Raw genomic sequence first — 13,972 nt, forward strand, 5'->3', positions numbered from 1 at the left:
AAACGCAAGCACAAAGAACAGGAACGACCGCCATGTGAACGGTACAACCGTATGCTCATCCGTCTTCAGCACGGAGTAATGTTACGCCTCGGGTTTAAGGAACATTTCCGCAGCTAATGGCGCAATGTTGCTACATGAAAAAGCTGCGGATCGCTTCCACGACGCGGTCCTGCTCGTCATCGCGCAGCTCCGGATAGATCGGGAGCGCCAGGACGGTGGCCGCGGCTTTTTCGGATTCCGGAAACTGGCCCGTGCGGTAGCCCAGGTGTTTGAGTGCCTCCTGCTGGTGCAGGCAGAGCGGGTAGTACACCTCTGAGCCGATGCCCTGTGCGGCCAGGTGCGCGCGCAGGTCGTTGCGGCGCAGCGTGCGGACCACGTACTGGTGCCAGACATGGGTGCCGCGCGGGTCAGCGGTGGGCAGTAGCAGGGCGCCGTCGCGCACGCTGCCGGTGACGCCGGCCGCGGTGAGCAGTTCGGTGTAGCGCGCTGTGGCGCGGGCACGCTCCTGATTCCAGCGCGCAATGTGCTTCAGCTTGACGAGCAGAACGGCGGCCTGGACGGTGTCCAGGCGAGAGTTCCAGCCGACCTCGTCATGAAAGTAGCGCCGTCGCATGCCGTGGGCACGCAGCGCCTTTGCGCGCTCCGCCACAGTGGCGTCGCGGGCGGTGGTCATGCCGGCGTCGCCCCAGGCGCTCAGGTTTTTTGTCGGGTAGAAGCTGAACGCGGCCGTATCGCCCAGCGCGCCGGCATAGATGCCGCGCCAGCTTGCGCCAAAGGCCTGCGCCGCGTCCTCGACGAGCGTGAGGCCATGCGCCGCGGCAAGGGGTTGCAGGGAGTCCCAGTCGGCGCACTGGCCGTACAGGTGCACCGGCAGCAACGCCTTGACCGGGTTCGCTTGGTGCGCCTGTAGCACCTCGGCTGCGCTTGCGGCCGACAGGTTCATGCTGACCGGATCAATGTCCGCAAAGACCGGTGTCGCGCCCACGCGCAGAATGCTGCTCGCGGTGGCGAAAAACGAGAATGGCGTGGTGATGACCGCATCGCCGGGACCGATACCAAGCGCCGCCATGGCCAGCCAGAGCGCGTCCGTTCCGCTTGCGCAGCCAATGGCGCTGGGGATCGCATATTGCTGCTCAACCGCATGCTCGAACTCAGTGACCTCGCGGCCGAGCACAAAGCGGCCGGCGCTGCAAACGTCGGCAACCGCGGCCTGGATTTCAGCGCCCAGCGCGGCGTACTGGCGGCTCAGATCAAGAACGGGAACATTGTCAGGCGGCACGACGTATAGGATAGCGGCTTGTTTGTGCGCGCCGGACGCAACACCGGGAAAGGGGTCGCGTCTAACTTCATAAGACTGCGGCGGTGTTCGCGAGACTACGGGAGCGATGCGGCAATCTTCCTTTGCGCGTGGCTTCCGCTTGCAAGCGGGTCAAACAGTTTTGTATGGTTGAAAGCCTTGAGCTTTGCTTCTGCTTTTATGGAAGCTGCTCATTCTGCCGGGCGGAGTGCAGAGATCGAGAGAACATGCTCGACCGCCGTCCCGGCCCTTGTTAGAGGCGGTAGCAACAGCGATACCGGACGACCGGTAAGCGCGGGAGAGATCGGCACCTATGGACAACAAGCCGGCACAAAACATCCAGGACACTTTTCTGAACACGGTGCGTAAAGACAAGAGCGCGATTACGATTTACTTGGTCAGCGGCGTCAAGCTGACGGGCAAGATCCGTTCGTTCGACAAGTATTCTGTCCTGCTGGAAAACAACGCGCAGGAGCAGTTGATCTTCAAGCATGCGATTTCGACCGTGGTGAGCACGCGCGGCCACCACACGCACAGCGGTCCTCCAACGGGGCGCGAAGGTTCGGCGCCGCAGGACAACACGCCGCCAGCCAGCCCGATGGGCTCGTAACGCTTGGCGACCCCTCGCATTCCGTCACGCCGCCGTGCCACAGCGCGGGGTGGGCGTTTGCAAGATGCAGCAGCCGCGCAGTTGCGCGCGGACAATGGCCATACGACTGCAGCGGTGGAGGATCGCGCCGTGCTGGTCAGTGTGGAGTTGACCGGTGAGCGCCGCAAGCTGACGCAGGCCGCCGCGCTGGCGCGTCGGTCGGCGTCCCTGCACGCCGACAGCATGGACGAGGACCATGCAGAGCCGGAAACAGCGGCGCCTGACCTTGACTTTGAGGCGGCGCTGGCCGAATTCCAGGAGCTTGCCGTGTCCGCTGGCGCGCACATTGCCGCAACGCTGACGCAGAGGCGGCCTCGCGCGGAGATCAGTACACTGATCGGCCCCGGCAAGGTGGAAGAGGTACAGGCGGTCGTCGCATCGACCGGTGCAAACCTCGTCCTGTTCGATCACGATCTGACGCCGTCGCAGACGCGCAACCTGAACGATTTGCTGCCAGTGCGCGTGATCGATCGCACGCAGCTGATTCTGGACATCTTTGCCCGCCACGCCCGCACCCGCGAGGGTCAGTTGCAGGTGGAGTTGGCGCAGTTGGAGTACCAGTTGCCGCGGCTTGCCGGCCGAGGCAAGGCGATGAGTCAGCTGGGTGGCGGCATCGGCACACGCGGACCGGGCGAAACCAAGCTGGAGACCGATCGCCGGCGTATCCGCGAGCGCATCGACCGGCTCAAAGCGCAATTGGAGCAGGTGCGGCGCAATCGGCGCCAGCAGCGGCAGCGGCGCGAGGCCGTTCCCGTGCCCACGGTGGCGCTGGTGGGCTACACCAACGCGGGCAAGAGCACGCTGTTCAACGCGTTGACGGACGCGGGCGTGCTGGAAAGTTCGCGCATGTTTGCCACGCTCGACCCCAAGCTGCGGCACCTGGCGCTGCCTTCGCGCCGCAAGGTGCTGCTGAGTGATACGGTCGGCTTTATTCGTAACCTGCCGCATACGCTGGTCACCAGCTTTCGCGCCACACTGGAGGAGGTCGAGCGCGCCGAGTTGCTGTTGCACGTGCGCGACGCGTCTTCGCCCACGAACGACGAGCAGAAGGCGCAGGTCGAAGCCGTGCTGTCCGAACTGGACGTTGCTCAGACGCCGACGCTGCAGGTCTTCAACAAGATTGATCTGCTTGGTGAGCAGGAGCGCGAGGTGCTGTTGGTTTCGCTCGGCAAGGACGCGATTGCTGTTTCTGCGCGCACCGGCGAGGGTTTGGACAAGCTCACTGCGGCGATCGAGGAGCGGATCGGCGGAGTCGAAGCGCCGGACCCGACCGCGACGGCGCACTTCCGCATCCCGCAGCGGGAAGGCCGCACGCTGGCGGCGCTTGAGGGCGGGGCGTTTCTGGAAGGAAAGCGATTCGAAGGCAACCTGGTGTTTTTCACCGCGCGTGGGCCGTCTTCGTTGTTGCAGCGGTATCGGCGCTATCAGGTGCACGATGCATCGATGTTGCCGGAGACGAGCCCGGAGGACCGGCCGCGGCTGCGGACGCTGCGAAGCTGAACGCGGGATGAATCAAAGGAAAATCGCGAGACTCACGCAGCGATAATTTGCGCGCGCAACTCAAAGCGCTTTGCCGCGGCTTTCACAACTGCGACCTGTCCGTGCCCGGGGTTGACCTGCCGCTTGACGGTGACCATGCCATGTTCACGTAAAGCGCGTACATCCCGCGAAACGGCCGAGCGATTCCGATTCAACGCGGAAGCAAGCTCAGTAATGGATCGAGGCTTTGCGATCGTCGCCCTAAGCACATCGGCGCGAGGACCGGTCAGAAACGCGAACATGTCCTCCGCGCGCTCAAAGCTGATCCGGCGCTCAGGCACGATCGCTTCACCCCGGTCGAACTTGCGGGCACGCTCCAGTTTGCGCGCGGCCATCTCATCGAAACTTTCCACCGTCACGATTGTTTTCATGTCCTGTGTCTCCATTCCCGCACTTCTTCCAGGAACTTATCGAGGCGGTCTTCATAGCTCACCGCCCCGACCTCTTCCACGGTTCCCATGCAATGCCGTTCGTGTTTCCCGTGCGCATTGTCGTAGCCCAGCACACGTCCGTGGTCCGTGTGACAGACCGAATGATTGATGTACGCCAGGTTGTATTTGACGACTCGGTTTGCTCGATCCATCCAGACCTCTTCACGAATCTTTCCGGCCGCACCGGATCGCGAACATATGGTTGTGGACTCATTCACAACTTTGCGAGATTCGCCCTTGGTAACAGGTTTTGGCATCGTCACAAAGCACTTGCGTCTTCATGCACATCTCAACAGGTGTAACTTAACACGTTACGTCTGTTGAGCCCAGCTTACCGTCGGAGGTAGGCGTCGTCGCCGGTGATCCAGTCCTGGCGTGGCGGGGTGAAGATGTCGAGGTCGACCGTGCGCTCGAGTGCCTCGGCTGAGTGTGGGACGTGCGGTGGGATGATCAGCACCTCGCCCGCGCGCACCACTTTTTCTTCACCGCCGACGCGAAATCGCAACGCGCCTTCCACGATGTAACTGATCTGCTCGTTGTGGTGGCTGTGCTCGGGGACGACTGCGCCCTGCTCGAGCACGATGCGCGCGAGCATGGCGCCCTCGCCAAAGACGAATTGCCGTGCGATGGTGGCGCTCATCTGCTCCATGGGCAAGGTGTTGAAGCTGTGCAACTCGGCAACGGCGTGGGTGCTGATCTCGCTCATGCGGATGAGCCTAACGCAAAGGGGGAGGAGGCGCTGCGCTGCGTTTCTTCTCCGCGCCGACGGCCGACAGCTTCGATGGCGTTCGCATGGCCGTGACTGGTGCGGCCTACGATAGGGGCATGGATCTGGGTTTACGCGGACGAGTTGCGGTGGTTTGCGGCGCGAGCAAGGGCATCGGCCTGGCCGTTGCGGAGGCGCTCGCGGCGGAAGGCGTTCTGCTGGCGCTGTGCGCGCGAGGCAAGGACGAGCTGAAAGCGAAAGCTGCATCGATCGAGCAGCGTTTCGGCGTGGAGGCGATTCACTGCGCGCTGGATGTGCGGGATGACGGCGAACTGCGGGCCTTTGTGCAATGGGCGGCGGCGCACTTTGGGCGGCTCGACATTGCGGTTCCGAATGCAGGCGGTCCGCCGGCGAAGGGCTTCCTGGAGACCACGACTGCGGAGTGGGACTCGGCGTTCGCGGCCAATCTGCGCTCGGTTGTCGCGGTCGCGCAGGCGGCCATTCCGCACATGCGGCGTGATCGCTTCGGCCGGATCGTGGCGATCACTTCCTACACGGCGAAGCAGCCGTCGCCGGGCCTGGTGATCTCGAATGCGCTGCGTCCGGGAGTTGCCGGGCTGCTGCGCAGTTTGAGCAATGAGTTCGCCTGCGACGGTATTACTGCCAACGCAGTCGGCCCGGGGTACGTGGACAGCGAACGCACTCGCGAGGTGCTGCGAGGGCAGGCCGCGATGCGCGGCGTGAGCTACGACGAGGCAGTCGCGGCGGCGATGACGGACACACCTCTGGGGCGCATGGCCACGCTGGAGGAGGTTGCCGCGACCGTGGCGTGGCTGTGTTCACGCCAGGCTGCAAGCACAACCGGTCAGACCATTCTGGTCGACGGTGGAAGCTATCGCGGTTTGTAGTCGTGGTGATCGATCGCGCTCGTTGGTTCCTGCACCCTGTTCTTATGGGGCGTCTTCCCGGTTGAAAGCCGGTCGAGGTATGCGCGAGAGCAGGCGGCGCACAGGAGCCGAACATAGAACAAGCCGTCGCCCGGGGGAGTGGAGGTGGGTCCCAGGAGCGGCGGCTTGTTCGGCCCTGAAGCGGGCCGGGGAGTGGTTTAAGTCTACGCCGGGCGTATCGCGGTGCAAGCAAATTCGCATAGTCGCGGCGTCAGTTCACGCCATCGCACAGGTTTACCTGCGCCGCATGAACTTCCATGACAAGCGATGCCAGGCGACCGGCACAGTCGTGGAATTACGCGGCTCTCTTCATTGCCGCTCGGGACGCCGCTCTGCTATAACAGAAGGGTTGCCGCGTCCCGCACCGGCTCTTTTAAAGCCTTTTCTGCGCGGGAACAACGCCCAAAGACATTCATGCAAGCAATCCTGAATCAACTTGGCGAACTCGTGCTCGGTTCCATCCCGACCATTTGCTTCTTTCTGCTGTTGCTCCTGGCGTACTCCGCGCTGGTGAAGCGCCCGCTGGAAAAGGTTCTGTCGCAGCGTCACGCCCGCACGGGCGGCGCCATGGACGAAGCCAATCTGGCGATTGCCAAGGCAGAAGCGAAGTCGGGGGAGTATGAGCAGCGCCTGCGCGAGGCGCGCGGCAGGATCTTTGAGGCACGCGCGGCCAGGCAGAAGGCCAACACCGAGGCGCGTGAAAAGGCCTTGGCCGGCGCGCGCGACAAGGCGCAGCGTTCCATTGCCGCCGCACGGGATTCCGTGATGCAATCTGGTGAGCAGGCCCGGCAGCAGATCGAATCCGGCGCGGATGCGCTTTCGCAGCAGATCGTGGCGGCCATCCTGCCCCATCGCGGGCGACAGGACGGCTACGGGGTGCAGGCATGAAGTTCCGATTGGCCGCATTTGCAGTTCTTGGTTGCGCTCTGCTGACCGCCTCTCCAGTCGTGGCGCAGCATGTGGAAGGCACCACCTCCGCACCGGCGTCGCAGAGCACCGCGTCCGGTCAGCGGGCCGAGCCCACGGCTGCCCTGAACGGCACCGAGCCCACCACGAAGGACGCTGCGGCAGAGCTCAAGGAACCGTCCGCGATGGTGAAAAAGCTGGGCGGCGTCCTTGGGCTCTCGCCGGAGACAGCGCAGACGGTGTTCAACTGGCTCAACTTTGCCGTGCTGGCGGGCGCCATTCTGTGGGCTCTGGCCAAGGCGCTGCCAAAGACCTTTCGTGCGCGGACCGAGGGCATTCAGAAGCACATTGTAGACGCGCGCACCGCGACGGAGTCCGCCAATGCACGGCTGAGCGCTGTTGAGGCTAGGTTGGCGAAACTTGACGACGACATCGCTGCGATCCGCTCGGAAAGCGAACGCGAGTCGGCTGAGGAAGAGGCGCGCACCAAGCAGCAGATTGCGGAAGAAACCGACCGCATCCTGAAATCGGCCGAGCAGGAGATCGCAGCTGCCTCTGCCCAGGCGCAGCGCAGTTTGCGGGCCTATGCCGCGGGCGTTGCGGTTGATCGTGCCGCCAGCCGGCTGGAGATTTCTGACGCGGACGACCGTGCACTGATTCAGAACTTCGCCGCGAAGCTTGGGGAAGGGAGCAGAAACTAGATGGCTGCCTTTGAGCTTCGTTACGCGCGCGCATTTCAGCAGGTCGCCCAGGCGCAGGGTCTGGACACCGACCAGGTGCGTCAGCAACTCGCTGATTTCTCCGGCACGTTGCACTCGAGCCGTGAGCTGCGTGAGTTTCTGTCGAACCCGTCGCTTGAGCCGCAGGACAAGCTGAAGGTGCTGGACGCGATTGTGGGCCGCATTGGTATCACGAAGACGGTGCGCAATTTCATTGCGGTGCTCATGGACCACCAGCGGCTTGAGTCGCTGGACGATGTGGTGGCGGAATACCAGACCATGGCGGACGCGGCAAACAACATTGCCGAGGCGGAGATTATTTCCGCCAAGCCGCTGGCCGACGACGAGCGCAACCTGCTGCAGGGCAAGGCCGGCGAACTGGCCGGCAGCAACGTTCGGGTGCGCTGGAGCCAGGACGCTTCGCTACTCGGCGGTGCTGTTATCCGGCTCGGTTCGCGCGTGTATGACGGCTCGGTGCGCGGCCAGTTGGAGCAGATGAAGCAGCACTTAGCCGGCGCATAACGCGCTCATCTTCGCGGTGGGAAACGGCGCGATCCAGAAGATTCGTAACACGCAAGGAAAGAGCAAAAGGGAACATGGCACAGCTCAAGGCAGATGAAATAACAGAACTGCTTCGGCAGCAGATTGAGAATTACGAGACCAAGGTCGCGGTTGACGAGGTCGGCACGATCATCTCGCTTGGCGACGGTATCGCGCGTATTCACGGGCTCGACAAGGTGATGGCCGGTGAGCTGATCGAGTTTCCGAAGGGCGTGTCCGGCCTGGCGATGAACCTGGACGAAGATCAGGTCGGTGCCGTGCTGCTGGGCGACTTCACTGAGATCAGTGAGGGCGACGAAGTCAAGCGCACCGGCAAGATCATGAGCGTGCCCGTGGGAGACGCCCTGATCGGTCGCGTGGTCAACGCGCTGGGTCAGCCGATCGACGACAAGGGTCCGATCGACACGCCGCACACGCTTCCTGTGGAGCGCCTGGCGCCCGGGGTGATCGACCGCAAGTCGGTGACGGAGCCCATGGCGACCGGCTTGAAGGCGATCGATACCATGATTCCGATCGGCCGCGGCCAGCGAGAGCTGCTGATTGGCGATCGTCAGACCGGCAAAACCGCCATCGCACTCGACGCCATCATCAACTCGGCGAAGAACGACCTGATTTGCATCTACTGCGCCGTTGGTCAGAAGCGCTCGTCGGTGGCTCAGGTGGTGCAGACGCTGGAAGAGTACGGCGCGATGGCCTACACCATTGTCGTGGCCGCGACCGCTTCGGAGCCGGCACCCATGTCGTACCTGGCACCCTACGCCGCAACCGCGATGGGCGAATACTTCCGCGACAATGGCAAGCACGCGCTGATCATCTACGACGATCTGTCGAAGCACGCGGCGGCGTATCGCGAGATTTCGCTGCTGCTGCGCCGTCCGCCGGGCCGTGAGGCGTACCCGGGTGATGTGTTCTACCTTCACTCGCGCCTGCTCGAACGTTCGTCCAAAGTTTCCGACAAGCTGGGCGGCGGTTCGCTGACGGCTCTGCCGATCATTGAAACTCAGGCTGGCGATGTATCCGCGTACATCCCGACCAATGTGATCTCGATCACGGACGGCCAGATCTTCGTGGAAACGGATTTGTTCAACGCGGGCATTCGTCCCGCGGTCAACGTGGGTCTGTCGGTTTCGCGTGTGGGTTTTGCCGCCGCGATGAAGGCGACCAAGCAGGTAGGCGCGACGCTGAAGCTGGATCTGGCGCAATATCGTGAGCTTGCCGCCTTCGCCCAGTTCGGCTCGGACCTGGACCCGGCGACACAGAAGCAGTTGAACCGCGGGCAGCGGCTTGTAGAAATTCTGAAGCAGCCACAGTTCCATCCGCTAACCGCCGCGCAGCAGGTCAGCATCGTATTCGCAGGCACCAACGGGTTGCTCGACGACGTCGACGTGAAGCAAATTCAGAACTTCGAGGCCGGTTTCCACCAGTACATGGGAACGACCGGCAAGCAGATTCTGGACGACATCATGTCCAAGAAGTCCCTGGATGACGACATTAAGAAGCGGCTGACCGACGCCATCAACGACTACAAGAAGTCGTTCGTCGATGCGAATCGGGCTGCGGCAGCCGACAAACAGCCGGCCATGGCGACTGCGTAAGCCAAGGCGGCATAAAGGACAAGTGCAGAATGAGCGCGGCAGCGATAGCGTTGACGTGGACAGCAGGTCTTCTGGTCGGGTTTCTTGTAGCGACCGTGTTCTTTCTCAAGCGGCAGGTCGAATCGTTGCGTACGCGACTGATCAAGGTCGAAACCGTGACGGAAAATCAGGACGCGCGGTTGTTTATGCTGGAGCAGGAGCAGCGATGGCTGGCTTCGCAAGGAAGGCAACGCGGAGAAGCGGTTTCGGGGCACTAGAATCCAGGTGAGGGGGTAGCGCATGAGGACGGAAGTTATTCTTGCATTGGCTGTCGCGCTCCCTACGATCACCGCTCTTGTCGGTGTTCTTTTATCCCAATCGAACTATTCAAAATTGGACGTACGCCTGGCGCAGGTCGAGAGCCGGCTCGACGGATGCATCAGTGCTATCAAATCCGAACTGGATGCCCGCATCACTGCGCTTGAGAATCGCTTTCACTCGGACATGATGATGGTGATTGGAAAGCTCACTGAGTTGGAAGTTCGGGTCGCGAAATTGGAAGAGAAACAAAGTCGATAGATGGCAAACGTACTGGATCTGAAGCGGCGCATTCGCTCCGTAAAAAACACCCGGCAGATTACCAAGGCCATGAAGATGGTCTCTGCCGCCAAGCTGCGTCGAGCGCAGGAGCGCGCCATGCAGGCGCGGCCGTATGCGCAGATGCTGGCCAACGTGCTGCAATCGCTGGTACGCCGGGCCAATCTATACGGTGAGGGTTCAGAGGGCACCGGCGCGGACGAACTGCATCCGCTGCTGATCGAGCGTCCTGAGAAGACCGCGCTCGTGCTCGTTATCGCCGGTGATAAGGGCTTTGCGGGCGCGTTTAACGCGAACGTCGGCAAGGCCGCGCAGAAATTTATTGATGGACGCCGCCAAGCGAGGCCGGCCGGCCACGACGATGGCACACCGGGCGAGATTTGCGTCGACGTCGAAACGGTCGGCCGCAAGGCACGGGACTACTTTAAGCGCCGGTACCCCGATGCCAAGTGGGAGCACAAGGAAGAGGAGTACGACAACGGCCTTTCCAAGCACATTGAGGACATCCGCCACCGCGAACAGCCGATTGAAGTGACGTATGACCGTTCGGAGCTGCTGGCGAAACTCGATTTCCTGGAGGTTGACAAGGCTGCGCACTCGATTATCGATCGCTACGAGCGCAGCGAAATCGATGCCGTCTATGTCGTCTACAACGAATTCAAGTCGGTCATTGCCCAGCGCGTAGTTGTAGAGAAGCTGCTGCCGATTCGTAAACTCGGTTCGCCGGAGATTACTGCCCTGGATGAAATGACGGAGGAGCAGAAGGAAGCCGCAGGCCGTGCCGCTGCCGAGTCCGGCATCTCGATCAATGAAGCAGAAGAAACTGAGCAGGAAAAGGAAGCAAAGACTTTCGGCACGGCGGACGTCGACTACACCTACGATGATGCGCCCGCGAAGCTTTTCCGCCATTTGCTGCCGCGCTACGTAACTACGCAGATTTACCACGCCCTGCTGGAGTCGGCGGCGTCGGAGCACGCCGCCCGCATGACCGCGATGGACTCGGCCAGTAGCAACGCAAGCGACATGATCGACGATCTGACGCTGACCATGAATCGCGTGCGCCAGGCGGCCATCACCAAGGAAATCATTGAAATCGTTTCAGGAGCCTCGGCGATCTAACGACCGCCGCGCATAGAGAGAGTTATGGCAGAAAACGTAGGCAGAGTTATTCAGATCAGCGGCCCGGCCGTGGACGTCCAGTTCGACGAGCATCATATGCCGCCGATCTATCAGGCGCTCCGCATTACCAGCGAGGGCTTCGACATTCCTAACCCGCTGTCCGTCATCGTCGAGGTGCAGCAGCACCTGGGTGAGGGCCGCGTGCGCACCATCGCCATGGAAGCGACCGAGGGCATGGTTCGCGGCATGAAGGCCGTCGATACCGGCAACCCGATCATGGTTCCGGTGGGCCGCGAAACCCTGGGCCGCGTGCTGAACGTCATCGGCGAGCCTGTGGACCAGCTTGGCCCGGTGCAGACGGAAGCACGCATGCCGATTCATCGCCAGGCGCCCGCGTTTGATGAGCAGGCGACCGGCGAAGAGATGTTCGAAACCGGCATCAAGGTCGTCGACCTGATCCAGCCCTTCTTGAAGGGTGGCAAGATCGGCCTGTTCGGCGGCGCCGGCGTAGGCAAGACGGTGCTGATTCAGGAACTGATCAACAACGTTGCCATGCAGCACGGTGGCTTCTCAGTGTTTGCCGGCGTTGGCGAGCGCACCCGCGAGGGCAACGATCTTTGGATGGAGTTCCAGGAGTCCGGCGTCATCGACCCGCACGACTGGAGGAAATCGAAGGCCGCGCTGATCTACGGCCAGATGACCGAGCCGCCAGGAGCGCGCTTGCGCGTGGCGCTGACCGGGCTGACAATCGCGGAGCACTTCCGCGACGTGGAAGGGGCGGACACGCTGCTCTTTATCGACAACATCTTTCGGTTCACGCAGGCCGGTTCTGAGGTCTCCACGCTGCTGGGCCGTATGCCGAGCGCGGTTGGCTACCAGCCCAATCTGGCGACGGAAATGGGCCAGTTGCAGGAGCGGATCACGTCGACCAAGAAGGGTTCCGTCACCTCGGTGCAGGCAATCTATGTGCCGGCCGACGATTTGACCGATCCGGCGCCGGCGACGACATTTGCCCACCTGGATGCGACCACCGTGCTCAACCGCGCCTTGACAGAAATCGGTATCTACCCGGCTGTCGATCCGCTGGCCTCCACGTCGCGCATTCTTTCGCCGCGCGTTGTGGGCGACGAGCACTACAACATCGCCCAGGCCGTGAAGGGAATTCTGCAGCGTTATAAGGATTTGCAGGACATTATTGCCATTCTCGGTATTGACGAACTGTCGGAAGAAGACAAGATCACCGTCGCTCGCGCGCGTAAGGTGCAACGCTTCCTGTCGCAGCCCTTCCACGTGGCCGAGGTCTTCACGGGCAACCCCGGGAAGTACGTCAAGGTCGCTGACACGGTTCGCTCTTTCAAGGAAATTATCGAAGGCAAGCACGATGATATTCCCGAGCAGGCTTTCTACATGAAGGGCGGCATCGAGGAAGTGCTGGAAGCAGCCGAGAAGATGAAGGCGAACGCGTAGAACCGTTGTCCGTCGCTCTCGTCGTGCGTTTCTCGCGTGAGAACCGTAGGGCGAGAGCGACGCGAGTAACGAGAGCAACGGGAGAACCGAACTATGGCAGACGAAACAACCACATCCGGACACCTCGCCGTGCGCATCGTGACGCCCGACCGTGTGCTGGTCGACACGACTGCGGATGCAGTCGAACTGCCCGCTCTTTCCGGCTACATGGAAGCGCTCTATGGTGCCGCGCCGTTGCTGGCCGAACTCGGTGCGGGCGAGGTCAAGCTGCATGGTGCAGGGTCTGGTGACGCGAAGTTCTTCGTGGCCTGGGGCTTTGTCGAGGTTCTGCCGCAGCGCGTCACCATCCTCGCCGAAACCGCGATGAAGCCGCAGGAAATCGACGCTTCGCAGGCGCAGCAGGACCTGGCGAAGGCGCAGGACGACTGGAGCAATTCCGGAGACGACTCCGAAAAATACGAGTACGCCCGGGCCGAAATTCGCGTTGCCGAAGAGAAGATCATCGCCGCGAACGATCGCTAGCGCATCCTGTTTCTGGAATCGGTGCTGAAACGCCGCCCTGTATGGGCGGCGTTTTGAGTGATTGGTTGACAATAGCCTACTGTGTAGGCTATAGGTGACATCATCAGCTATGTTCATACTTTCCCCATTACGCTTCCTAAGCGGCAAAGCCGCCGCGTCGGGCGATCCATGTGCGCTCGTCACAATTTCACAACAGCCCACCTCCAGGCATCAGATCAAACCTCAACGCGAACCGGAAACAGGTTCATCGAACCGTTTGAAGCGGCGGTACATTTCTCTGCTCGGATCAACGTTGGCGATCCTGGCAGGCACGATTCTGTGTGCATCGCCGATCAAGGCGGACCCGCTGACGGTTTCGTACACGACGCAACAGGTGTCGGGATCTACTTGGCAGTATCAGTACCAACTGTCAGGCACGATGAACCAGGGAGATGACCTGGTCATTCTCTTCCCGTTCGGAACAACTGCCTCGCTGGTGGATCAGACGAGTGCGAGTGCCGATATCACGAGTTTCGTGTTACAGCCTGACGCTACCTTGGGAGCGGATGGCGAACTGGATCTGCTTGCAAATATCACGAACCCAGACCTGTTCACGTATTTTCAGGTATCGTTCCTCTACTCCGGTTCGGGTAGCCCTGGCGCCCAGGCATTCACTCTGTATGACAGCTCGTTTAATCCAGTAAGTTCAGGCGACACAGCACCGGTAACTCCCACGGCGGCGACGCCTGAGGTCAGCTCCGTCGTGCTGCTTGCCACCGGCATGTTCGCGATGCTGGGAGTGAGCCGTCAGCGGTTCGGACTGTAACGCCAGGATTCACCTTTCCCCCTTGCAGTACTTCTTCCGCGTGATCACGATTAAAGGCTGCACTTCTAAAGCCTTCCACTGACGCACTCGTTCGGAGAATCTATATGCCTATTTCGTTCCGCGCCTTCAGGCG

At 61.7% G+C, this 13,972-nt stretch carries 17 protein-coding genes; 13 read left to right on the forward strand and 4 right to left on the reverse strand.

Annotated elements, in window-relative coordinates; translation table 11 throughout:
• Positions 1 to 130 precede the first annotated feature (130 nt).
• Positions 131 to 1,279, reverse strand: a complete 1,149-nt coding sequence (locus ACOFKT_RS02155; protein ID WP_419805795.1) for a DegT/DnrJ/EryC1/StrS family aminotransferase — start codon at positions 1,277 to 1,279, stop codon at positions 131 to 133.
• 331 nt (positions 1,280 to 1,610) lie between these two features.
• Between ACOFKT_RS02155 and hfq the strand changes: the two genes are divergently transcribed.
• Both hfq and hflX read left to right on the forward strand, forming a co-directional pair.
• Positions 1,611 to 1,907 (forward strand): RNA chaperone Hfq, encoded by a 297-nt coding sequence (gene hfq / locus ACOFKT_RS02160; protein WP_419805796.1) that lies wholly within the window; start codon positions 1,611 to 1,613, stop codon positions 1,905 to 1,907.
• Positions 1,908 to 2,129: 222 nt separating this feature from the next.
• Positions 2,130 to 3,446 carry a GTPase HflX gene (hflX, locus tag ACOFKT_RS02165; protein ID WP_419807082.1) on the forward strand — a complete coding sequence of 439 codons (1,317 nt, stop codon included), beginning with the start codon at positions 2,130 to 2,132 and terminating at the stop codon, positions 3,444 to 3,446.
• A 32-nt stretch (positions 3,447 to 3,478) separates the two neighbouring features.
• On the opposite strand, the gene ACOFKT_RS02170 is transcribed toward hflX, so the two are convergent.
• The 3 genes from ACOFKT_RS02170 to ACOFKT_RS02180 form a co-directional block, all read right to left on the reverse strand.
• Entirely contained in the window at positions 3,479 to 3,856 is a 378-nt protein-coding gene (locus ACOFKT_RS02170) for a helix-turn-helix domain-containing protein (RefSeq protein ID WP_419805797.1), read from the reverse strand.
• Positions 3,853 to 4,068: a toxin-antitoxin system TumE family protein gene (locus ACOFKT_RS02175; protein WP_419805798.1), complete on the reverse strand. Its 216-nt coding sequence runs from the start codon at positions 4,066 to 4,068 to the stop codon at positions 3,853 to 3,855. The genes ACOFKT_RS02170 and ACOFKT_RS02175 overlap by 4 nt, the downstream gene beginning before the upstream one ends.
• Positions 4,069 to 4,247: 179 nt before the next feature.
• Positions 4,248 to 4,622, reverse strand: coding sequence for a cupin domain-containing protein (locus ACOFKT_RS02180; protein ID WP_419805799.1), 375 nt, complete (start codon positions 4,620 to 4,622; stop codon positions 4,248 to 4,250).
• A 119-nt stretch (positions 4,623 to 4,741) separates the two neighbouring features.
• On the opposite strand from ACOFKT_RS02180, the gene ACOFKT_RS02185 reads away from it, so the two are divergent.
• The 11 genes from ACOFKT_RS02185 (at position 4,742) to ACOFKT_RS02235 (ending at position 13,839) form a co-directional block, all read left to right on the forward strand.
• On the forward strand, positions 4,742 to 5,530 hold the full coding sequence (locus ACOFKT_RS02185) for an SDR family oxidoreductase (RefSeq protein ID WP_419805800.1): 789 nt from the start codon (positions 4,742 to 4,744) through the stop codon (positions 5,528 to 5,530).
• Between the two features lie 453 nt (positions 5,531 to 5,983).
• Complete coding sequence (locus ACOFKT_RS02190) at positions 5,984 to 6,457, forward strand: hypothetical protein (protein WP_419805801.1); 474 nt, start codon at positions 5,984 to 5,986, stop codon at positions 6,455 to 6,457.
• The gene (locus tag ACOFKT_RS02195) at positions 6,454 to 7,176 is read left to right on the forward strand and encodes an ATPase (RefSeq protein WP_419805802.1); all 723 of its coding nucleotides are present in this window, start codon (positions 6,454 to 6,456) and stop codon (positions 7,174 to 7,176) included. The genes ACOFKT_RS02190 and ACOFKT_RS02195 overlap by 4 nt, the downstream gene beginning before the upstream one ends.
• Complete coding sequence (atpH, locus tag ACOFKT_RS02200) at positions 7,177 to 7,716, forward strand: ATP synthase F1 subunit delta (RefSeq protein WP_419805803.1); 540 nt, start codon at positions 7,177 to 7,179, stop codon at positions 7,714 to 7,716. It begins immediately after the preceding gene.
• Positions 7,717 to 7,790: 74 nt separating this feature from the next.
• A complete protein-coding gene (gene atpA, locus ACOFKT_RS02205) occupies positions 7,791 to 9,350 on the forward strand; it encodes a F0F1 ATP synthase subunit alpha (RefSeq protein ID WP_419805804.1) in 1,560 nt (519 codons plus the stop codon).
• Positions 9,351 to 9,379: 29 nt separating this feature from the next.
• The gene (locus ACOFKT_RS02210; protein WP_419805805.1) at positions 9,380 to 9,607 is read left to right on the forward strand and encodes a hypothetical protein; all 228 of its coding nucleotides are present in this window, start codon (positions 9,380 to 9,382) and stop codon (positions 9,605 to 9,607) included.
• Positions 9,608 to 9,629: 22 nt separating this feature from the next.
• Entirely contained in the window at positions 9,630 to 9,908 is a 279-nt protein-coding gene (locus tag ACOFKT_RS02215; protein WP_419805806.1) for a hypothetical protein, read from the forward strand.
• Positions 9,909 to 11,045, forward strand: coding sequence for a F0F1 ATP synthase subunit gamma (locus ACOFKT_RS02220; protein WP_419805807.1), 1,137 nt, complete (start codon positions 9,909 to 9,911; stop codon positions 11,043 to 11,045).
• A 24-nt stretch (positions 11,046 to 11,069) separates the two neighbouring features.
• Positions 11,070 to 12,512 (forward strand): F0F1 ATP synthase subunit beta, encoded by a 1,443-nt coding sequence (gene atpD, locus ACOFKT_RS02225; RefSeq protein ID WP_419805808.1) that lies wholly within the window; start codon positions 11,070 to 11,072, stop codon positions 12,510 to 12,512.
• Between the two features lie 93 nt (positions 12,513 to 12,605).
• The gene (gene atpC / locus ACOFKT_RS02230) at positions 12,606 to 13,034 is read left to right on the forward strand and encodes an ATP synthase F1 subunit epsilon (protein ID WP_419805809.1); all 429 of its coding nucleotides are present in this window, start codon (positions 12,606 to 12,608) and stop codon (positions 13,032 to 13,034) included.
• Between the two features lie 292 nt (positions 13,035 to 13,326).
• Positions 13,327 to 13,839: a hypothetical protein gene (locus ACOFKT_RS02235; protein WP_419805810.1), complete on the forward strand. Its 513-nt coding sequence runs from the start codon at positions 13,327 to 13,329 to the stop codon at positions 13,837 to 13,839.
• The last annotated feature ends 133 nt before the right edge of the window (positions 13,840 to 13,972 follow it).

This window comes from Terriglobus sp. (assembly GCF_965201105.1).
Taxonomy (GTDB): Bacteria; Acidobacteriota; Terriglobia; order Terriglobales; family Acidobacteriaceae; genus Terriglobus.

What these genes read in the sequence shown, in the direction of transcription:
- hfq (WP_419805796.1), top strand. Translation starts at nt 1,611, where the DNA reads ATGGACAACAAGCCGGCACAAAACATCCAGGACACTTTTCTGAACACG.
- hflX (WP_419807082.1), top strand. Translation starts at nt 2,130, where the DNA reads ATGGACGAGGACCATGCAGAGCCGGAAACAGCGGCGCCTGACCTTGAC.
- ACOFKT_RS02170 (WP_419805797.1), bottom strand. Translation starts at nt 3,856, where the DNA reads ATGAAAACAATCGTGACGGTGGAAAGTTTCGATGAGATGGCCGCGCGC.
- ACOFKT_RS02175 (WP_419805798.1), bottom strand. Translation starts at nt 4,068, where the DNA reads ATGGATCGAGCAAACCGAGTCGTCAAATACAACCTGGCGTACATCAAT.
- ACOFKT_RS02180 (WP_419805799.1), bottom strand. Translation starts at nt 4,622, where the DNA reads ATGAGCGAGATCAGCACCCACGCCGTTGCCGAGTTGCACAGCTTCAAC.
- ACOFKT_RS02185 (WP_419805800.1), top strand. Translation starts at nt 4,742, where the DNA reads ATGGATCTGGGTTTACGCGGACGAGTTGCGGTGGTTTGCGGCGCGAGC.
- ACOFKT_RS02190 (WP_419805801.1), top strand. Translation starts at nt 5,984, where the DNA reads ATGCAAGCAATCCTGAATCAACTTGGCGAACTCGTGCTCGGTTCCATC.
- ACOFKT_RS02195 (WP_419805802.1), top strand. Translation starts at nt 6,454, where the DNA reads ATGAAGTTCCGATTGGCCGCATTTGCAGTTCTTGGTTGCGCTCTGCTG.
- atpH (WP_419805803.1), top strand. Translation starts at nt 7,177, where the DNA reads ATGGCTGCCTTTGAGCTTCGTTACGCGCGCGCATTTCAGCAGGTCGCC.
- atpA (WP_419805804.1), top strand. Translation starts at nt 7,791, where the DNA reads ATGGCACAGCTCAAGGCAGATGAAATAACAGAACTGCTTCGGCAGCAG.
- ACOFKT_RS02210 (WP_419805805.1), top strand. Translation starts at nt 9,380, where the DNA reads ATGAGCGCGGCAGCGATAGCGTTGACGTGGACAGCAGGTCTTCTGGTC.
- ACOFKT_RS02215 (WP_419805806.1), top strand. Translation starts at nt 9,630, where the DNA reads ATGAGGACGGAAGTTATTCTTGCATTGGCTGTCGCGCTCCCTACGATC.
- ACOFKT_RS02220 (WP_419805807.1), top strand. Translation starts at nt 9,909, where the DNA reads ATGGCAAACGTACTGGATCTGAAGCGGCGCATTCGCTCCGTAAAAAAC.
- atpD (WP_419805808.1), top strand. Translation starts at nt 11,070, where the DNA reads ATGGCAGAAAACGTAGGCAGAGTTATTCAGATCAGCGGCCCGGCCGTG.
- atpC (WP_419805809.1), top strand. Translation starts at nt 12,606, where the DNA reads ATGGCAGACGAAACAACCACATCCGGACACCTCGCCGTGCGCATCGTG.